Origin of the sequence: Acaryochloris sp. 'Moss Beach', assembly GCF_021497025.1 — a bacterium.
GTDB classification, from domain to species: Bacteria; Cyanobacteriota; Cyanobacteriia; order Thermosynechococcales; family Thermosynechococcaceae; genus Acaryochloris; species Acaryochloris marina_A.
Genome location: NZ_CP071723.1, coordinates 60,698 through 81,067 on the forward strand (window position 1 = coordinate 60,698; position 20,370 = coordinate 81,067).

At 41.0% G+C, this 20,370-nt stretch carries 18 protein-coding genes and 2 pseudogenes; 9 read left to right on the top strand and 11 right to left on the bottom strand.

Translation table 11 applies throughout. From position 1 onward, the window contains the following. Nucleotides 1–9: 9 nt before the first annotated feature. Nucleotides 10–429 (top strand): hypothetical protein, encoded by a 420-nt coding sequence (locus HRE53_RS32630; protein ID WP_212667171.1) that lies wholly within the window; start codon nt 10–12, stop codon nt 427–429. 184 nt (nt 430–613) lie between these two features. Here HRE53_RS32630 and HRE53_RS32635 read toward each other — a convergent pair whose 3' ends face one another. The 3 genes from HRE53_RS32635 to HRE53_RS32645 all read right to left on the bottom strand — a co-directional run bounded on the left by HRE53_RS32635 (nt 614) and on the right by HRE53_RS32645 (nt 2,247). Beyond that, nucleotides 614–1,144, bottom strand: a complete 531-nt coding sequence (locus HRE53_RS32635; protein WP_235112865.1) for a hypothetical protein — start codon at nt 1,142–1,144, stop codon at nt 614–616. Between the two features lie 100 nt (nt 1,145–1,244). Next, entirely contained in the window at nt 1,245–1,727 is a 483-nt protein-coding gene (locus HRE53_RS32640) for a hypothetical protein (RefSeq protein WP_235112866.1), read from the bottom strand. Nucleotides 1,728–1,938: 211 nt separating this feature from the next. Continuing rightward, nucleotides 1,939–2,247, bottom strand: coding sequence for a cell division protein SepF (locus tag HRE53_RS32645; RefSeq protein ID WP_235112867.1), 309 nt, complete (start codon nt 2,245–2,247; stop codon nt 1,939–1,941). Nucleotides 2,248–2,547: 300 nt separating this feature from the next. Here HRE53_RS32645 and HRE53_RS32650 point away from each other — a divergent pair. Continuing rightward, nucleotides 2,548–2,965: pseudogene (locus HRE53_RS32650) on the top strand (AbrB family transcriptional regulator). A gap of 243 nt (nt 2,966–3,208) precedes the next feature. Further along, nucleotides 3,209–3,481: an RNA-binding protein gene (locus HRE53_RS32655; protein ID WP_235112868.1), complete on the top strand. Its 273-nt coding sequence runs from the start codon at nt 3,209–3,211 to the stop codon at nt 3,479–3,481. A gap of 310 nt (nt 3,482–3,791) precedes the next feature. On the opposite strand, the gene HRE53_RS32660 is transcribed toward HRE53_RS32655, so the two are convergent. The 4 genes from HRE53_RS32660 to HRE53_RS32675 all read right to left on the bottom strand — a co-directional run bounded on the left by HRE53_RS32660 (nt 3,792) and on the right by HRE53_RS32675 (nt 13,826). Further along, a complete protein-coding gene (locus HRE53_RS32660; RefSeq protein WP_235112869.1) occupies nt 3,792–4,106 on the bottom strand; it encodes an RNA-binding protein in 315 nt (104 codons plus the stop codon). 226 nt (nt 4,107–4,332) lie between these two features. Beyond that, nucleotides 4,333–6,804 (bottom strand): ATP-dependent Clp protease ATP-binding subunit, encoded by a 2,472-nt coding sequence (locus HRE53_RS32665; protein ID WP_235112870.1) that lies wholly within the window; start codon nt 6,802–6,804, stop codon nt 4,333–4,335. 1,398 nt (nt 6,805–8,202) lie between these two features. After that, complete coding sequence (locus HRE53_RS32670; protein ID WP_235112872.1) at nt 8,203–11,976, bottom strand: plasmid replication protein, CyRepA1 family; 3,774 nt, start codon at nt 11,974–11,976, stop codon at nt 8,203–8,205. Between the two features lie 494 nt (nt 11,977–12,470). After that, nucleotides 12,471–13,826 carry a sigma-70 family RNA polymerase sigma factor gene (locus HRE53_RS32675; RefSeq protein WP_235112669.1) on the bottom strand — a complete coding sequence of 452 codons (1,356 nt, stop codon included), beginning with the start codon at nt 13,824–13,826 and terminating at the stop codon, nt 12,471–12,473. Between the two features lie 644 nt (nt 13,827–14,470). On the opposite strand from HRE53_RS32675, the gene HRE53_RS32680 reads away from it, so the two are divergent. From HRE53_RS32680 to HRE53_RS32705, 6 genes and pseudogenes are all read left to right on the top strand, one after another. Next, nucleotides 14,471–14,656: a ribbon-helix-helix domain-containing protein gene (locus tag HRE53_RS32680; protein ID WP_235112670.1), complete on the top strand. Its 186-nt coding sequence runs from the start codon at nt 14,471–14,473 to the stop codon at nt 14,654–14,656. A 659-nt stretch (nt 14,657–15,315) separates the two neighbouring features. Then, on the top strand, nt 15,316–15,456 hold the full coding sequence (locus tag HRE53_RS32685; protein ID WP_235112671.1) for a hypothetical protein: 141 nt from the start codon (nt 15,316–15,318) through the stop codon (nt 15,454–15,456). 102 nt (nt 15,457–15,558) lie between these two features. Continuing rightward, nucleotides 15,559–16,443 (top strand): annotated as a pseudogene (locus HRE53_RS32690) (hypothetical protein); the annotation flags it as partial. 203 nt (nt 16,444–16,646) lie between these two features. Next, nucleotides 16,647–17,060 carry a hypothetical protein gene (locus HRE53_RS32695; RefSeq protein WP_235112673.1) on the top strand — a complete coding sequence of 138 codons (414 nt, stop codon included), beginning with the start codon at nt 16,647–16,649 and terminating at the stop codon, nt 17,058–17,060. Next, nucleotides 17,060–17,773, top strand: coding sequence for a hypothetical protein (locus HRE53_RS32700; RefSeq protein WP_235112674.1), 714 nt, complete (start codon nt 17,060–17,062; stop codon nt 17,771–17,773). Before HRE53_RS32695 ends, HRE53_RS32700 begins: the two co-directional genes overlap by 1 nt. Then, nucleotides 17,742–18,233, top strand: a complete 492-nt coding sequence (locus HRE53_RS32705) for a hypothetical protein (RefSeq protein WP_235112675.1) — start codon at nt 17,742–17,744, stop codon at nt 18,231–18,233. Before HRE53_RS32700 ends, HRE53_RS32705 begins: the two co-directional genes overlap by 32 nt. A 123-nt stretch (nt 18,234–18,356) precedes the next feature. Here HRE53_RS32705 and HRE53_RS32710 read toward each other — a convergent pair whose 3' ends face one another. The 4 genes from HRE53_RS32710 to HRE53_RS32725 form a co-directional block, all read right to left on the bottom strand. Further along, the gene (locus tag HRE53_RS32710; RefSeq protein WP_235112677.1) at nt 18,357–18,785 is read right to left on the bottom strand and encodes a UTRA domain-containing protein; all 429 of its coding nucleotides are present in this window, start codon (nt 18,783–18,785) and stop codon (nt 18,357–18,359) included. Nucleotides 18,786–19,098: 313 nt separating this feature from the next. After that, nucleotides 19,099–19,443 carry a creatininase family protein gene (locus HRE53_RS32715; protein ID WP_396133531.1) on the bottom strand — a complete coding sequence of 115 codons (345 nt, stop codon included), beginning with the start codon at nt 19,441–19,443 and terminating at the stop codon, nt 19,099–19,101. Further along, nucleotides 19,440–19,601 (bottom strand): creatininase family protein, encoded by a 162-nt coding sequence (locus HRE53_RS32720; RefSeq protein ID WP_235112679.1) that lies wholly within the window; start codon nt 19,599–19,601, stop codon nt 19,440–19,442. Before HRE53_RS32720 ends, HRE53_RS32715 begins: the two co-directional genes overlap by 4 nt. Continuing rightward, the gene (locus HRE53_RS32725; RefSeq protein WP_235112681.1) at nt 19,567–19,815 is read right to left on the bottom strand and encodes a creatininase family protein; all 249 of its coding nucleotides are present in this window, start codon (nt 19,813–19,815) and stop codon (nt 19,567–19,569) included. Before HRE53_RS32725 ends, HRE53_RS32720 begins: the two co-directional genes overlap by 35 nt. Nucleotides 19,816–20,370: the final 555 nt, after the last annotated feature.

The window sequence follows — 20,370 nt, forward strand, 5'->3', positions numbered from 1 at the left end:
GTTTTGGCAATGGCATCCTGGGTATACGATCCGCATTCAGGCGGCATGAAAATTCCAACTCGACTGAAAGAGTCGATCAAACAGCGCATACTGGCCTATGCGGCAGAGCATTATGCTGGCAAATACAATCGGATTGACGTGCGCTTTCGAGACAAGTTTTGCTATATCGATGCCTACCTAGAACCCGAGGTACCAGCGGAGAATTTTAACGAGGAATTCTATGGCTGCACGCGGGAAGAGCGGATTGAGTTTTTGAGGACAGTGCCGATCCATCTGTGCCGCTTGCGCTACAGTGGCGATGCGGAAAAGTGGGCAATGGCATTTTATACCTACAGTAACAACAAGTATGAGCCTTGTGTGTTCAATAACGGTACTTTTCAGGGCACACCAGAAGACGCTTTTAATAGCTCAGCAATGTATCTTCAATAGTTGATTTTCTGCCCAAGAATATTCTGTTGTCATGAAAGTTAAAGTCACTATTTTCTTGTCTTGTTCACTTTCTGAATAATTTCAAGGCTTGAGGAGGGCAGCACTTGATCTTAGCAATTATAAAAAGAGTGTGGAAATTGAAACATCAAAAAACGACGAACAGCATGATGATAAACTCAGCTACTCAGCTATATTTCGCAGATATAAAGTACTTTTTGAAGATTCGTGAAAGCTCATCATGGAAGCCCCAACCCATTTCAGAAGTACTTCGGACAATATTCTTTGCCTGAGAAAAGTAGTTATCTTGCAATCTATTTTTAGATGCTAGTTTGGCCGCCCGTTCAAACAAATCTTCAAATGCCATATAGAATTTCTCATCGATATCTCCGTAGGCCAGTGTATAATCCACACCTGCCTCAACACAAAAGTAGATGAAATTAATCACCTGATTAGAACTTGTTGCTTCTGCTTCGACTTTCTGAACCATCTGATATGCGATTGATGGGTTGCCACCTCCATGATCCCCAACAGGGAAAAATTCAGAGCGAACATACGCCTTGTATTCATCAAAGTTGTGGTCTGAGGTTGTGATACCAACTTTTGAGTTTAAGAAACGTTCAGCGGCGGCATTATCCTTAGCCAGTTCTAAAAACATCTCTATGAGTTCATCTTTCGAGCAGCTCCTGAGATGTTTTTGAATGATTCGTGTTTTCATGGGATGTTGCAGGTCAAAGGTTTTAGCTAAGTACACACATGGAATAACGCTCGAACTGAGTTGCTTGCTAATTCTCAAGTCGTCCAATAGCTTCCCCTAATCAACCCCAAGCCTTCGCCACCCGCTCCCGATCCAACCACACCCCGATCATCTCCTCAATCCGTTCAATGGTTTCCCCTGGCCGCAGACTCAAAACCTGCAACACATCGAATGTGTCTTCTAATTCCAAGGCACACTCAAAGCAAAATTCAGGCGTTTCAAACGAAATTCTGATGAAGGGCTTGCCGCTGCCCTCGACGGTGATCCAATACTTCCCTGAACTGCTTTGGGAAACGGTCAGATACTCAAGCTGCCCCTTTTGCTTGGTCTGCTCAATCAGAGTCTTTTGACGCTTCTCAAGTGCGTGGAATTTGGACTCAAAGTCTCTGGATACTCTGGGGGGTCGGACTCTTCCTGGTGTTTGCCGAGCTGAATACCCTCGCTGTGTTCTTCGTGTGTCGGTGGGTTCGCTGCGGTCGTATTTGGGAGTGGGTTCAGTGATGCGATCATCGTCTTCAGGCTGTGGAGTCGCCTTGCGCTTCACTGGCAGATCATCTTTCCTGTCGATGGTCGGGAATGATGCCTTGTCTGGGTATGCAGGGGGGTGCTTCGGTGTTTGTCGAGGGTTTCTCTGGGAGGTCGGCTGGTGGTTTGGGCTTCAGAGAGATGAGTTTAGGGTTCATACAAATATTCTCTGCCAAGATAAATTCAGTGTAGCTTTTGGGGATAAGGTCTGGGGGAATTCAGGAGAAAGCTTAATTTTGGGATGGGGGTTGATCTTCGTCAGTTATTTCTGAGGCTGTTTGAAGCGGGATAGTGGGTGGAGCAAATAGGTAAATACCATTGCCAACCTCAGTGAACTGACCGCATAGAGAATAAGCGCTGCCCGCTAGATAATCACTAATTCTCTGTGCTGATGTAGAAGGCAAATCCGCTAAATTGACCAATAGCAGTTGTCCCTTTTTTAAGGACTGTACATCCGCTTCTGCTTCAGTAAATGAACTAGGTTGAGACAGAAGAATCTCACAGGGAGTCTTCCTATGCAATGGAATTAGGTTATTCATAGGGCTATCTAATGCTCAGAGATTCTGTTCATTGTGGCACAATGAACTTTACATTTATTCAGCGAGAAAATAACTCAGGGTTTTGATCAGGGATGGTTTTCATACTCCCATTCAATTCTGACCACCAGATTCACTTATAATCCAATAACTGCAATACTTGCAGATAATTCAGTAAAAAAAACTCTATATTTTTATTCAGTTTTGATTTTGCTGACATCTACCCCGCACTCATCGAGAAATCAGGAGTTGTAGTAGGCAAAATTGTTCTCAATTCAGTTCAGTCAAGGATATACAGTATTTATGGCTAAAAAAACAGCCGCCGCAAAGAAAACAACAACAACAAAGAAAAAAACAGCCGCAAAGAAAAAAGATATTCAACCCCTAGTCGGGAAAGAACTACTCAAAAAGCTCAAGGATTTATCTCACCTCTCGAAGCGGGATAAAGCGAAAGAGTGTGGCTATGTAGTCGGCAAGCAAGTTAACCTAAGTGGTTTTATGAATGCCATTTTGGAAGCCAAGGGCATTTCACTAGATGGTGATGCCAATAACGACGGTAGAGGTCGAGAGGCAACCTATCGAGTCAAAGTTCATCAGAATGGGCAGGTGGTCATCGGGTCTACCTACACCGAAAAAAATGGGTTTACAGACGGGTGATGAGTTTGAAATCAAGGTCGGCTATAAGCACATTCATTTAAATCAATTGACGGAAGATAAATAAGAGTATTTACGCTTTTACCCAAAATTAATTCGATTTCTCGCGAGAATCTAACAACACTCATATCCTGCTATCTCACATCCTGAAAGAGATTGACAAGTTTCTTATAAATAGCTTTGGACTTAAGCATAAGTCAGCAAACTGAATACCTGGAATACATCACATCTCTATGAAGATTGCTTTTATTCTCAAAGGGAAAAATGGGAATCGGGTAGCATGAACATCACTAATATTGGAAATGACTGCATGTCAATTTACGTTGGTAACCTCTCTTATGACGTTACAGAGCAAGACCTAAGAACCGTTTTTGCAGAATATGGCACCGTAAAAAGTGCCACACTTCCCACTGACCGAGAAACAGGACGCAAGCGTGGCTTCGCCTTTGTCGAGATGAGTAATGATGCTGAAGAAGCCAAAGCTATTGAGGAACTAGATGGTGCTGAGTGGATGGGACGTGACCTGAAAGTGAACAAGGCAAAGCCCCGTGAAAATAGAGGCGGTGGTGGAAATCGCTACTAAAGCTGATTTTCATTAATGGAACCAGTTAGGTGGTGAGGTGAGATTAAGTACCTAGCCAAAAATAATTACATACTTGAGTAGCCTAAAAGTCATATCCAGAGAGGATAACTGTTGTAAATAATTCTGCACAGGTACTTATCTCAGCCCCCTTGATGGAATACTGCAGAACAAAGACTACAAGATTGATGTATTCAGTCAATACGTTTTGTCTGAAGTACTTATCTCTAGGTGACTCCAAAGGGAGGATGAGATTATCTCAGCCTACTACCTATTTTTCTAGGTACTCTCAAATCTTGAATTCTAAAATGGCTCACTTGTGAAAGTTATCAGCCTGAGAAAGACGATCAGTCCTATGCTCACTACCTAATGATGAGACTCTATATTTTTTCTGAGGTCTCGCTTGATCGACCTTCAGATCTCGACCCATCCATTCCGCACCATCAAGGGCTTCAATAGCAGCTTTTTCTTCAGTATCAGACTCCATATCAATAAAAGCAAAGCCGCGTGTACGGCCTTTTTCATCAGTTGGAAGCTTAACTTTTTTTATTGTCCCATATGATGAAAATACTGTTTTTAGAGCAATCTCTGTAACGTCATCGGCAAGATTACTAATACGAATTGACATAGATTTCTTTTAATCTTTATTGAGTATTGAAAGTGGAATCTTGAATACCAATCTGCTTACTAAAAGCGGATTGGTATTCTTGGCATATAGCTTAATCAATACAACGCATCTAAACTAAACACCTTGTAACTTCATAATAGTAAGATATTAACTGATTGATAGGTAGTGATACTCTAACGCCTCCACCTACCCATATCAGGCTTTGGTAGAAGCTTACTTATATTCCTCAATCACTCTTCTCTGTTTGTTTAATGAGAACTTTTGTTTGCCCCACCTCATCGATATCCATAACGATTTCATCTCCTGCCTTAACACGACTGGTCAGAATTTCCTCAGCAAGACAATCTTCCAAAAGATGTGTGATCGCTCGACGTAGCGGACGCGCTCCCATCTCGGGATCATAGCCTACATCTACTAGCCGCTCCTTAAACAAATCAGTGACCTCCAAAGTGATCTCTTGCTCTGCTAATCGAATACACACTTCCTGCAGTAGAATGTCAGCAATTTGCTTAACCTCAGTTTTGTTGAGCTGCTGGAAAACAATAATTTCATCAAGACGATTTAGAAACTCAGGACGGAAAAACTGTTTGAGTTCTTCATTAACAATTGAGACCATGCGGCTATATTGGGCAGCACCTTGATCTGCAGAAAACTCAAAGCCCAATCCACTTCCTCCTTTTTGAACCACCTTTGAGCCAATGTTAGAGGTCATGATCAATAGAGTATTTTTGAAATCTATAGTACGGCCTTTGGCATCAGTCAGGCGGCCATCTTCCAGGACCTGTAGCAGTAGGTTGAATATATCTGGATGGGCTTTTTCAATTTCGTCAAATAGCAATACTGTATATGGTTTTCGCCGAACTGCTTCCGTGAGTTGCCCCCCTTCGTTGAACCCGACATAGCCAGGAGGGGAACCGATCAGCTTAGAAACCGTGTGGCCCTCCATGTACTCAGACATATCCAGCCGAATCATGGCAGCTTCAGATCCAAAATAAGAAGATGCCAGAACCTTTGCCAATTCAGTCTTCCCAACTCCTGTTGGACCTGAAAAGATAAAGCTGGCAATGGGACGGTTGGGATCTTTAAGCCCCGTGCGGACTCGGCGAATGGCACGGGAAATAGCTTTAACAGCTTCCTCCTGGCCAATGATACGTTGATGCAGGATGTCTTCTATTTGCAATAGATTTTCAGACTCAGATTCCGTCAATTTATGAAGTGGAATGCCTGTCCAAGAAGCAACAATATGGGCAATATCGTCTTCTTTAACAATTAGGGAAATAGGAACAGTAGACATGGAGAACCCAGTTTGGCTAGCACTCTGAATCTTTTTCTGAATCTCAACTTCGCGAATGCGTAGTTCTCCAGCAAGAGAGTAATCTTGTTTTTGAGTAGCAGTCCCTTTGTCCTTAAGAATCTGCCGCAATTCTTGATTGAGTTCTTTATCCGCAGGGGAGCTTTTGGAGTGGCTGATGCGGACCCGTGAGCCTGCCTCATCAATCAAATCGATCGCTTTGTCCGGCAAGAAGCGATCGCAGATATAGCGATCTGAAAGTTTAGCTGCTGCTTCTAAAGCCAGATCAGAAATTTCAAGCTGATGATGTTGCTCGTAACAACTTCGCAAACCTTGCAATATTTGAATGGTCTCTTCAACGCTGGATTCGTCTACCATCACAGGCTGAAACCGTCGCTCTAGAGCAGGATCTCGCTCAATGTTCTGACGATAGTCATCGAGGGTGGTTGCACCGATACACTGAAGTTCGCCTCGGGCCAAAGATGGTTTGAGGATGTTTGCCGCATCTAGTCCACCTTCTCCTGCCCCAGCGCCAACTAAGGTATGAATCTCGTCAATTACTAGGATGACATCGCCATTGCTGCGAACTTCCTCCACAATTGCCTTGAGTCGTTCTTCAAATTCACCCCGATACTTTGTACCCGCTAATAAGGAGCCAACATTGAGCGTAAGAATTCGTTTCCCCTCTAAGGTCTCAGGAACATCGTGATTGATAATACGTTGTGCCAGTCCCTCTGCTAGGGCTGTTTTTCCCACTCCGGGTTCGCCAATTAAGATGGGATTGTTCTTCCTACGGCGGCTAAGGATTTGGATCATTCGCTGCACTTCCTTTTGGCGACCCACGACTGGATCAAGATTGCCCTCTATTGCAAGCTGGGTTAAGTCGGTGCCTACATCGTCGAGGATGGGCGTCTTTTTTAAGTTTTGGTTACCCAGCTTGCTTGGACGACGACTAGAGGGAAGTGCTATTGGTTTATAGAGCATCTGCATCACTTGAGTTCGAATATCGATGAAGTCAATCTCAAGGTTCACAAGAATTTGTACAGCAATACTTTGCTCATCCTTGGTAAGCCCCAACAACAAGTGCTCAGTACTCACATAGTTATGCCCTAACTGTTGAGATTCTTCCAGGGCTAGCTCCAGTACCCTTTTGCTTCGAGGGGTAAAGGGGATGTCAACTTTTTCTACAGAGCTTGTTCCACTTACCCCTAATTTTTCAACTTCAATTCGTACTTCTTCGAGGTTGGCTCCTAAAGAATTTAGGACTTTCGCTGCAATTCCAGTTCCCTCAGCAATGATACCCAATAAAATTAGCTCTGTTCCAACACATGTTTGCTTGAGGTGACGGGCTTCTTCCTGGGCAAGTGTAATTGCCTTAATGGCTTTTTCAGTAAAACACTCAAACATGATAGGTATCCTTACGGTGGGAAATAATGTCTAGCCATTCGGAGATTATTTCCAAAAATAGCTTCAAATCAAGATCACTCAAGAGGGATAGAGTATCTTTAAGGGTTCTTATTATTAGTCGCCAGGCATGCATAGATTTCGTTCAAGTTGCTCTAAGCTTATTCAATTGGTTTATCGAGTAACTCTATAAAATTAAGGACTTCAGCAGCATTTTTTGTTCAGGGTTCTTGATTTGACAAGATTCTTAGATATTCATACTTTATTCACATTGAAAGTGCTCTGCAGATAGATTAGATCAACCTCTAAGAATTAATGCTCGGGAAAAGAGTAGAAATAACAGAATTAGTACAGATGCGAAGACAAAACCACACGGATCCCGGCGAATACTATCAGATATCTTCTTCATGGCTGCTCTTTCAAGAAAAAGATTGGAGATATTTCTCTAATAAAATTTTTGAAAAGCTGATAACAATAAAGCTCTGAATTTGATCGATCTAGAAGCACTAGAAACCTCTCTAATATTAAGCTCTATCTAACATTAAAATCCTTCTCAGGTAGAGTTATCTCAAGATATTGTTATAGCTTTAGGGCAAACCAAATCAATTCTTCATAAAATACTTGGATCTACCTCTTGTAACTTTCAATATTTATAGTTATTTTCCAGAAAACTGGATATGTTCTCTTTATTAGAATCTATATATTGATTGTCCATAATTCCAGGTAGTCAGGTGAGATTATCTCAGCCCCCCTTGATAAAATACTGCAGAATAAAGGTTTCAAGAGTTATATATAAGTCAATACATATTGCCTGAAGCACTGATTTCTAGGTGACTTCAAAGGGGGGTATGAGATAATCTCACCTGACTACCTAATTCCATAACTTGCTTTATTTAGAATTATTTAAGCAGACATACTCTAAAAGTAGTGTCGGCAATACCAACAAAGTTCTCCTAAATATATCTGACGCAATAAAAAAATCCGAACAGCAAGGATAATTCTGTCTATGGGTAATAGATTTTAGTATTTCTTTATCCTGAAATACTAAAATTAGCTCTGTAAAACTGACTCAGCTTAAGTCCGACTTACAGGGCTAAGCCCATTTAATTCTCGTTTTCTAAATTTTTCCCCAGCCTTATATTTTATTGGAATCTTTTTGGCATCCATAGTGGCTGCCTCATAATGTATAGCGTTATCGCTGTGGATACGTTTATCTTAACTCACATTGCTTTTCTATAACCTTTCAAAAGCCAGACCCACCCAACCACGACATTGATGTCAGCGAGTTTTATGGGCAAACAATGGGTTGCTTTGGAAACATAAGATGACCAGGGTGAAATTGAGTCATTCCAGAAAGAACTAACCGAGATCAAGTGCCTGAAACACTAGCTTTTTGGCTAGTTATCGGAAAATAGTATTCGATCCATCATTACCACCCAAAATCACCTCTGTTTCCACCGAGAATCCAACATCACCTCCCTCTCGTTGCCCAATTTCCTGATCAGATCCATGACCAAATCCATCAATTTCAGCTTGCTTTTCAGTTTCTGTAATTAGATCACTGTCTTTATTACAGAGTTCACAAACTGGTCTATTTTTCTCTAATCTCTGATTCCATTTCGCCTGAAATGCCTTCAGCATCTGGTCTTTGTACGCTTCATTGCCTGAATAGCGAATCACATACAGACTCACAGATTCCTCACTGCCTACCTTCACCAGCTCATGGGCTACCCGCTTAATGAGCTTATTGGCGATGGCTAATGCACTCTGACCCTCACAGATGACATTCCTAAAGTGTCGATAGATCTGATAGCGATACTCCAACGCCTTCACCTTGATATCCTCCAGTCGCTGATCGGCCTCCGACATCACCATAATTTCCATCCGCATTCTCGCCTCTACCTGCTCATATCGAGCCTGGGTAAACGCCTGAGACTGCTGCTCAATAGCATCCACTAACCCCTGCTTCTGGTTCTTCAGCCCCTGCTTCTGCTGCTCCAACTGCTCCAGCTCCCCTTTCAGCTTCGCCTTCCTAGGATGGGCCTTCCTGCCCAATGCTGTCAGCTTGGCCTGAATCACCTTCTGCTCCTGAACCAACTCACTGATCTGCCCAGACAGCCCCTTGACCTCCAATCTCAAGGACTGCCGTTGCCGTTGTACCTGGCGTCCCTTCTCCAATGCCTTATCGTAGGCTTCATAATCAGCGCTAGTGACGTTGTAAGTATCCACCAAATCAAATACCCCGATGTCACGAAGTAACTGCACCTGGATTCGATTGTTGGATAACCGATGAGTCAGAACGAACTTGCTATTGAGCTGTTTCATAAAATTTCTCCTGTCTAATTCCTCCGCTACTTCAGGGTGATAAGACATCCAATGCAACTTAGTGGCACTCTTCAATCGACCTCGATGCTCCACACAGACTTGATGGATAAACTCATCCGTCAGCTCCACACCGGGCAACTCATCCTGCAACAGGGATTTCTTAGCATCCAAGGTATCTGCATAGGTCGCTGATGAACTGCCCATCACTCGGATGGCCTGATCCACCGTGAACCGTTCCCCGTCAGCCGTTCCCAGCATCACCGCAGTTTCCACCTCGATTTGCTTTCGCACCTTACTAAAGGCTTCCACCACCGAAGAATTGCGCTCCTTCAGCTCCTCTAACTCAATGGGGTGCCCATGGCCTTCTAGCAACACCAGCAATGATTCACGCAAAGCTAACAGTGAAGCAATCGAGCGAGTCTGATACCGAGCAAAGCTGACATTGTGAATATTGTTGGGGTTCTGCTGATATGCCTTCAGTGCTGCCAACTGTTGAGCTGTTTCAGGAGACTGATCATGAACCAACTGCTGTTCTAAATCAATGGAAGCAGCCACATCCTGACCATACTTAGACTGAAGCATGATGCATTGCTCCACAGACTTAATGGAAGGAATATCAGGGATATGAGCCTTTCGAGTTACATAGATTTCTCGGGTGACCTTGGCCCGATATCGCCAGAGCTGCTGATAGACACTACGGGCATGGTTAGAAGAGGCATAGCAAAACACTCTGCTGAAATAAGGAATAAGACGAGGTTCATCAATACTGACCCCACTCTCAGCCGTAGGACTCAAGAACAAAGCCGTGGGTTGATAGTCCTCAACAAACTGAGTAGGGTTGGCCTGAAAAATTTTGTTCTCAGGCCGCTCCGAAGTCTTGCGGTCATGGCGTAGAATCCCCTTAGCAAACTCCGGGTTCACATCCGCAATCATCCGCTCCAACTTCTCAAGGAACTCCTGAGAAGTTGCCACAACGATAAACCGCTCATTATCAGCAACAGCAGTTAGGATTCTCTCTAGAAACTGAGAAGTCTGTCCTGAGAAAACCTTAGTGGGGAAGTTATCGGTAGGTTGAAACTCATTGACGACAATCTTGGTGTTGTATTTGCCCCCTGTGATGCCCTTGATATAGTCAATGGGAATTTGAGACAGGGAATCTTCCAACAGAATGATATTGCCCCGAGTCTCTAAGACCCGGTTAGCAATGGCATGAAAATGCTCCAGGATCTGATTCTGCCGATCTCCCAAAGTCTGACCACTGAGAACATGAAAGAGAGCAGCATCGGCTTCATCCAAGATAATGCAGCTATCCGGTTCAATATCATCGACATCAATCTTGAGCAGGCTATCGAAGCAGAGCAGGATAGAGCGTTCAGAGCGAAAGCCCATACTGATATCGCCTTTGTATTCCTTCTGTAATCGGAAGAGGTGAATGAGATTGTAGAGGGTATTGCCATAGGCATCTTTAGAAGTGAATCGTTCCTCCGTGTTGTAGAGCAGGTTGTTTCGGTAACCCGGCATAATCACTTGGCCCTTGACTCCCTGCACCAGAGACTTCAGCATCTCTGTTTTCCCCGTGCCACACATGGAAGCAATGGCGACGACGGACCCTGGATCAATCACACCCAGATCCGAAAGTTCGATGTATTGCTTGTTGATGAGGATCGTGGGGGTATCCGTTAGACCATTCAGCTTCATAAAGAGCTGGCCCAGTTCATATTCCAGACCCAAGCTATTGAAGAACCAAGTGGGCTTAAAGACAATCTGAGCCAATTCCCCTGGAGATAGTTCATCGATATCAACAGCGTTATCTTTATAGTTCTGACCCCACCAGGCCACTTCCACCTCATAGCCCCACTCTTCTAACAGTCGAATGACTCTTTGATACTGGCGAAAGACATTGAGGTTACGGACAGCCCCAGCATCAGGATAGAGAGTGATGATCGGGGGCTGGGATGCCTCTTTGGATAGGACTGATAAAGATTCCCGCAGGGTTTCAGGAGATGAGGCCCACATGCCCCCTGCTGCCCCTATGACGGGGATATTGAGTCGAGTGCTAGTTAGGAAAGGCTTGATGCCTGTTCCTTCCACCAATCCGATCCGCGAATAGGGACCAAAGGACTTGTAGACGGCTAAGGGAATTTCACCGTTGACGTGAGGACCATTGCCGTCAGGATGGCGACGGGTTGAGCTGGATAGCCAGATATAGCGGTTGTCCTGATGAACATTCCGCTTCCGCAACTGCAAGGCCACGATTTGACCGTGGACATCATAGAGAGGCCACAGATACCCTCCCTGAGAATTGAGGATGCCACCGGGAAGAACACCGGGTAGATCTGAGGATAAGTTTTGGACTCGTTGGAACTGGCCCACAGAGACGGCATTGAAACCCTTGATTTCAGCCTGGGACATGCCCCGCCGATCCAAGTCTCCTTGATCCATTGAGCAAAGAGATAGATCAGAGAGTAACTTTCGGTACTGCTGATCTCGGAGTTGGGGAGGGAGTTCTCTAGCAATGCGTTGGCGACGTTCTTCAGCGGCCTTCTGATCGCGGATGGCTTTGCGGGCTTTCCAGTCAATAGAGTTGTAGTCTTTGCCTGTGTGGGGTGCCCAAATACCCCAGGTGTTATCTTTCGATAGCTTGCGGAACTGATAGCCGTTGACTATACCGACATCATAGGTTTCGGTGAGGCAAAGGATGATTTCGTCGCCTTTACTGCATCGTCCATCATTAGAGTCACAGATTGGGCAATGGTTACTTCTTTTGAAAGGGGTCAGCTTCGAGGTGCTTCTCGTTGAGGAGCCAAAGCCGAGTTGAGTTGAATTGAGATCTATGAGAGTGGAGGTCATGGGTTGCCTCCTTGATGCATAGGTGTAAAGGTCGATTCCCAAGCCATTAGCGGCTCGGGGAATAAAAATATAGAAACCATGAAAAGTCCCTCTATCGTTTGTCAGTAGAGAGATAGAGAGGTGTGGTAAGTAAAGTTCAATTACAAAATTCTTGCAGCACAAACTAGGCTGCACTAGAATTAGAACACACCCCGTGGGTCACTAACTTTCCGCATTCCCAAGCTTTCAGTTAGATCCCGCAATCTCTAAAAAATATTTTGTTTTTCTTGGAGCCCTGGCTATTTCCGTAGCTGGGATTCCTTTTTTTTAGGTCATTGTCACCTCCTGGGGAAAAATATAGGGATTCTTAGTGAACCATACTACGCTTCAGCCCTCAATACGCAAAGGCTTTAAAACAAAAGATCATCAAGGGTTTCAGGATCTGAGGCAGCATGATTCGATAAGGAAGAAATGGGTCAATTCCTCGGATAAGAATGAAGTAATTCGTTGTTGGTTCAGGGCAAACTTTCATTGAAATCTGGAGAGTTATTCGGCGGTCGAGGATGTTCTCTCCTGTATCCGATCCCAACATCTTGCAATAAATCTGTAGTGAAGAACGACATTATTGACCTCCTTTCGTTCGGTTGATCATTGTGCTGAAATCCTTTAATAGCATGAGATATAAGCGCTAATGGCAGCAAAAGCATACGGAGAATTACTGGGCTGAATCCCAGATATCCTCGCCAATCGTCTTGAGTTCTCTCCAGTTGACGGCATCGCTGATTCTCTGGGGTAAGTCGATGCCTCGCGACATCAGCAATCCCGTGATTGCTACACCGACGAAGAACCAGAATGTGTTCCTGAGCATTGGTTAGTTCTCCATGATCATGAATATGACTCTCTTTATTGGTTTGATTGAAAATCCGTTTGATAACTTTGCTGATTCTCCCGCCCAGTCGTGAGGCGTCAACTCGTCTTATGGCAGGTTCTCTGACTTCTTCAGGTGCAGGCAGATCGAGAGGTAACTGATCACCCTCGCCAACTGGCTCAAAGGTGTGGTGGGTGGATACGGGGGTAATTGTCTTTGGCTTCAAGGTGCCTTCGACAAAGGCAGAAACTTTGCTTGCTGCGTCTTTGAACAACTGGCGTACCCGCTCTCTGGATAACCCTAGCTCTTCCCCAACCTCTCTATTGTTATAGCCCTGGTGCCTTGCAATTAGCGTTGTGACCTGGCGATCTTCCAGGTGACCCTCACCTTGGAGTTGATCAAGAGTGGTTAGAATTTCGGCCTCTTCTGAAGTGCGCCAAGGATCAACGGTTTCATCGGACTGAAAATCTAGCCACTCAGGACAATCATCGTCAAACCTTTGGTTAAAGCTCAGGGGCTGAACAAAAGCCTTATGTTGCCAGGTAGTCAAGATTTGCTGTTGAGATAATCCACTGCGCTCTGCAATCTCTTCTAGGGTTGGCTCTCTGCCTAACTCTTGACTGAGAGCGGTTGAGACGTTTGATATTTTGCGAAGATTGGTTAGTGTATTGCGACTAATCCCTGCCTCTCTACAAAAGCAGTCTCGAACTTCAGACCAAAGAGTTGGCACCAAATAAGTTGAGAATTTATTGCCAGTAGACAATTTAAATCCTCTTGCAGCTAGGACGACAGCCATCTCTCCAGCAGAGTTTAAGATTCTGTGATCCACTTGAAAACCATAGCGCTTGACCTCTTTGGTGATCAGTCCTTTGTTTTTATGAATTAGCTGACGTGATGCCCGCTCGTCCCCAACCTTGATTCTCAGAATCAGATCGTATTCTTCTTCACGGGTAAGGAGTTCGATTGTTTGGGATTGTTTGTTGCGTGAAGTAGCACCTATCATGGGCTTAACCTCATAGATTCTTAACGGTTTCTGAGGTCAGTGGCTCTCTGGTTGTTTTAGTAGGCGGTTAGAGAGCCACTTGAATTATTAAATTGAACAACGGTGCTGAAGCACTGGCGGGTTTCTGAGGTTGGTGGCTCTCTGGTTGTTTAGTAGGCGGTTAGAGAGCGGAATTGAATTGTGGGTAATCTGGGTAGCAAACTTCTAAATAATCGTCTGGCAAGAAGGTTACCCTTCAGGAGTGAACTGGGGTATTTCCTGGGTCTACTCTGTTGGCTGTTGCCGATCCTGATCTTCGTTGGATTTGGCTGGTGAGCAACCTGTTTTTCTGGAGGGAAGCAAGCCAGGATTATGATTTGAGCTAGTTTACAGACTCTTTTGAAAATTACTGTTTGTAGGTCTTGTGTTGTGATGCCTATCATTTGGATATAAACCTCCTGTTTAGGTTTATTTACTGCTCTCCCGGCTTTGCCAAGCTGTGGAGAGCATTTGTGTTTTAGGGGCAGTGGTGGCTGTGTCTTTAATGAAATTTACCGACTTGAGGTAATGTTACCGTATCCCCTCCTATACTAACAGGAGTAGGGATAAAGTAGGGATACTTTAACCTTAGAGATTAGAAAGCTATTACTATACTCACAGTGTTCATGAAATTTGAAAGCGTGCCGTCAAAGAAGCCAAGGATAGGGGTTTACATCTCAGAGGAGTTGAAAGCTAAAGCTGAAATTGTTGCTGAGTCTGAGAGTAGATCCCTTAGCAACTGGATAACGGTTTTGATCGAAGAAGCAGTAGAAAGAGCTGAATCAGAAGGGAAAATTAAGTTCGACGATTAAAACTGTGATTTGCTGAAATATCTTGCATAAGCCAGAATCAATACCGATAAATGTTTGCCAAGGTATGTGACCTGCTCTTGACGGTAAACGTGGCATTAGGATTTAAGAAACTATTTAAGAGCAAGATTGGGTTTAGACTGCCGCTACTATGCGGCACTTCGCAACAGTCTCTCTAGAGAAAATTTGTATGTGTGCAGGGCTGCTGTTTTGGTTGGAAGCTCCAGCTTAAGAACAAGAATCTGATTAGGCTTAGAACTTGCTTTAGGAAAGTAGTCTGGTTGCTTGGGGTGGAAATATCTATTAAACCTCCTTGTTGGATTAATCTTTCACATTCTGGAGTTAAGGCTCTGTATCAAAGAGCTATTAGTTTGTGCAATCAAGCAAATAAGCCTATGTCAAATTCCATGAGATGAAGATTAGTTATGGCTCCTTGCTACTCCCGGTAAATATAAATTCGTTGTTTACACCATAAACGGTACTAAATACCTCGAAGCAAGTCAGGTCGGGTATCCGTGGAATAGCAATGAAATGGTGAATCTGCCGAATCTTCAAGAAAAAAACTTCGAGGGCACCCCCAAAGTGGAACTCGTCATAAAGGCTGAAGTGCCTATGAATAATATAATTGACGGAAATATATGAATTGAACTTTGGGGTAAAAGGTGAAGCAGTCATATGGCAAAGCTTCAAAAGAAAGGGTCATTAGAGTGCTGGAGGCAATTCTTGCTACATCAGTAGACTTAGACCATGATATTGATTGCTCAGATATATCTAAAGAAGAAATATATATCGGTAAAAAATAAAAATGAGATTTTCATAAAAAACCACAACTAAGAATCTCATTGAATTAGTTTGGCTATATGAAAAACGAAAAGGAATAAAAAGAAAATCCAAGATTAAAAGGTTGGGCAATTAGAGATGCGCTTAAGCATTTAGAAAATACACTGGAAATCTTGCAGGATTTACGGAAAAGACGTCAGGGTTCGTCAGAAATTTTTATCATGCTAAAAATGTGGCATGAACCAAAGCATATTCAATTTAATATCAACAAAATAAATGAATGCTGGGGTAAACCACAAGATATTGACATTACGGCTAAATATTCATCAAAGGCAGGCCAGGAATATAACAATGATATAAATACTAATATAAATAAATTTATCTTTCCTGATTATTCATATAAAACCACAAACATATATATAGGCAGAGAATGGCTCATTGATGATGTTATAAATATTTTAAATGAAGATGTAATAAGAGCAGTACTCCTAATAAGTGAATTGGGGCTTGGGAAAACTTCATTTTTAAGAGAGCTAATAAATAGAAAAGAGCAGCTAAATATTTTAGCTTGCTATTTTTGTCAAAGAGATATTAAACATAGCTTAAAAACAAGTACTTTTGTCTCTAGCTTGATAACGCAAGTAAGCGAAGTAATTGAAGAATATTCTATGTTTCTTGCTAGAGGCAATGATAGCAAAGTAAGTTTCCATGATGATTTAGAAAATGATCCTATATATGCACTAGTAGAGGGGCTTATTAAACCCCTGTCACAAATACAAAATCCAGGCAAACAATATTATATTTTGATTGATGCCTTGGATGAGTCATTAGACACAATATATACTCAACGATGTAAAAATATACCAATTACACTGCAAGAATATTTAGTAAGTTTTCCTGAGTGGATAAAATTCATCATAACTACAAGAAAGATTCCAGAAATAGTTTCAAGCTTTGATAGGTTTTCTCAGATTGAAATCCGTGCCCAAGATAAAAAGGAATCTAAGTGATCTATCAAAATATATAGACCACCATGTTAATCAGTTAGCTCATAATAATGAATTAAATTTTGACAAGGTTCAATTAGAAGATATAAGCAAAAAAAATATGTGATTATAGTCAAGGTAATTTCTTATATGCTCAACAAACCATTGAAGGCATCAAAAAATAAGTATTATAGCCCAAAAAAAATATTGGATCTTTACCTCCAGGTTTGTTTGGCTTATATCTAGAATGTTTCAATAAATTATTTGAAAACCCAAAAGAATTTGTATCAATAAAACAGATTTTACAAATTTTATCTGCCTCAGCAGAGCCACTAAATAAAAAAGAAATTATACAAATATTAAATCTTGTCTCTGAGGAAGATTTAGAAAAAGAAATACTTCCTATTCAAGAGTACCTAAATATCTCTAAAGGGCCTGATAATAACGAATATATAAGGATCTTTCATCAATCACTGACCGATTGGCTTACTAGTAAAGATGTAATAGGTACGTCTTTCTATATCTCTGTACGTCAAGGCCATGAAAGTATTGCAGATTGGTGTCTAAGAATGATAGAGGAGCGTCAGCTTAGGCAATGCTCAAGTTATGTTGAAGAATATACCCCCCTATCATTTAATTAATGCCTGCTTGGTTAATAAGTTTGTTGACTTACTCCAAAAAACATCCAATCTATATTCAAAAATCTATAAAATCAATTATTGATAATTGTATACGGTCTCAAGAATGGCCAATACATACTATAAGTGATTTTCTTCATAAATTAGTCAGGACAAATGAGCATTTTGCTGTATTAATAGTACTAAGTATATCTGAACAATTATTAGAGAAGAGGCAAAATATTTCTGCACAAAATGTAATTAGTTTAATTCCTCCTGACTTTATCTACTTTAATATAATCCAAAATATTTTCAAAGCTAAATCATGTTTATTAGAAGCTAATTATATACAAGCTAAAGAATTTTTAGTAGATATATTCCAAGAAGAATCAATTCCAAAATCAATTAGAGGTATAGCAGGATTAAACCTAATTGAATCTCATAAGTTTCTTGGTGATATAACAGAAGCTAAACAAGCGACAATAACTTTAGGGGAATTACTAAATCCAAAGTATGAGTTTGAACTATGGATGCGTTCTCAATGTGAGCTTTCTGAATTAGAATTCATTGAAGGAGATTTACCGAACTCATGGTGCCGATTAAAAGCTCTCCAAAATTGTTCTAATTATAGAAAATCTAGCAGGCTACTATCGATTATAAATTATTTGAGGGGTGAGATATTATTTTCTGTAGGTAAATATTCAAATGCAAATGATGCTTTTTTTATTGAGTGTTGAGCAATCTGATGTAGAGAATTTACCCGAACAAGTTATTTTATCTCGGATTTGTTTAGCTAAAACCTATGTATTTCTCAATACATCGGAAGTAGAAAATATTTTGAACCAAGTAAAAAATGAGTATAGTGAATCAAACTCTCTATATACAGGGTTAATTCACTATGTTGAAGCATTATACAACCTAAAAAGTAATGTGCTTAATAATGCACTTTATCTTGTCAATGTAGCTGAAAATATCTTCTCAAGGTTATCGATTAAAGTTCTATTCTCACAATGTATATTGCTTAAATCAAAAATACTGTTTGATTTAGGGCAGTATGAAGAATGTTGCTCATGTGCATATAAGGCTAACTATTACTTTCAAGAGAAAAACATATTTCCTCTTTTAAGGAAGCAAGCTTATGAACAAATGATGATTTCAGCTCAGTTACTGGGTCATGAAGATAGATATAAAAAATAGTGACAATCCTAGAAGCATCACGAATATAGACAACTTTTTGAATTTGCTTCATGATGACTGTTTGAATAAAGCATGACTATGATTTCTTTTCATAGACTTAGAATATTTTTTTCGATGAAATATTTATGAATTCATGCTCACATTGTAATTGAATTCATATAGATCACCACGATCACAAAGAATGCATATCTCAACTAATGTTGAATTTGACCAAACTCTACAATCTAGTCTAACAACCTGTTGTTGCTTATTATGCAGAAGCTCTAAGAATTTCTGTTCTTTTGGTGTAGGCATATCTACATATAAACGTTCTTCTTTTTGAGTGACTGGATATCCTAATTTCTCCATTAACACGTATAAATCTATGGCAGAATCTCTGAGAACAGGGAATATATCTTTAAATAATGAATAGGGTATGTATGTATCTGCAAGTGCATGAGGAATATTATCAACTAACTGTAGATGGTAATGATGAATATATAACAACTCATCTTGGTTTACAATATATTGCTTGACTTCATCATTTATTTGATCTCTTGATATTAGCTCCAATACGATAGATCTAATTTTGGGGCGACGACCTTTGTCACTATAATCAGAAATAAAACCAACATCTCGACTTGATCGAGTTAAACTTTTAATTTTTTCACTTTTGTCATGTATAGTGTCAATTATTCCTTCTGCAATGAGATAATTGACGGCTATTTTTTATTGATTCTATTGAGCAGTTAAGCTTATACTCATTTTTCAGAAACTCATAATTTGTTTCACTATTTAAACAAAAAATCATTTTTAGATAATTTCTCTCGTAGTTCTCGATATGTGCTGAACCACTCTGTTTGCAAGAGTTCCTCGTCTAACATATTTAGCTCTTAAAGCAAAATGAATTGATATCTTCTATTGCAGATTTAGATAGAGACTCTAGTAGCAGTTTTCCTTTTGCCTTGTTTGCCAATGTTGGTAAACCTATAACTCCCGACTGTGTATACCCTTTCATGCCAAGCAAATGTAAGAAGGAGCGATTTGACGCTAACTCATCGACCATCTTGTTTTCTCTAACTAAGCCTTGATTTAGGTGAAGTAGGATAGAAGTTTCTATCTCACCTGCATGCATATCTTCATGGAGTGATGTCTCAATATTTGCATGCACTATAGCTTTCTTCCAATGTTCATTTGTCGGAAATATAAGTATGGTTTTTTTCGGTATTATTTAATTCTTGTGCAATATTTTTTAAGGACATAGTTACCTCCGTGACCATTTACCAATACGAGAGCTTCTATATCTGAATAGCTTAAGGAATCTACTATATCAAGAATTATATTTGAAAGTGTTTTAGATGTAATAAATGTACTTCCAAAAAAAACCATTGTGTTCTTGAGAACAAGTAATGGTAATTGGGGGAAGAAGTAGAAAATTACTCAGTTTACCAATAGCTTCACTTATTGCTGTTGCAATGAGTGTATCGGTTGTCATTGGAAGATGATGCCCGTGTTGCTCGAATGAACCAATAGGAAGTATTGCAACTCTAGGTTTTTCGTTTTCTATCTCTTTGTAAGTATAATTATATGACTCAAAATTCATGATTGTAGATATAATCTTTGAAATTACATTGATACAGATTTTTTTGCTAAAAATATTGGAGCTGTTATTTATATTTTCTGTGGAAAATATGTTTTGAGGCTCTTATTCATCACTTTCTACCTTTTGAACTTCAACCTTCAGATTGACCAATTAAACTTATGGATATGGAGGGTCAACGACATACAGATTTTAGGTGAGGTTCTCTAGGTGAGCCTATAACCTGTCTAGCCTGTTCGTTTGATTAGGCCAAAAACATATAGGATAAATGACCATACATGCTTCTCTAGGCACCGTTATCTACTTGCTCATGATGATCAGGTTAATCAATACTTCAATTTATCTCTGAATACACTACTCTACAAGGCTTTACAGCTTTCTGGTTTTATTCAGTCAATTAGCTTTTAGACTTCGTTCAAATATAGATCGAATCACAGATATTAACCTGGATCACCTCTAGAAACAGTAGTTATCTCTGAGAGGTACTTGCTTGGTGATGGTTAGGCGAAAACACTTCGGTCTTTCCTTGCAAGGATTTGTTAGTCAGTTTGTTTCTCC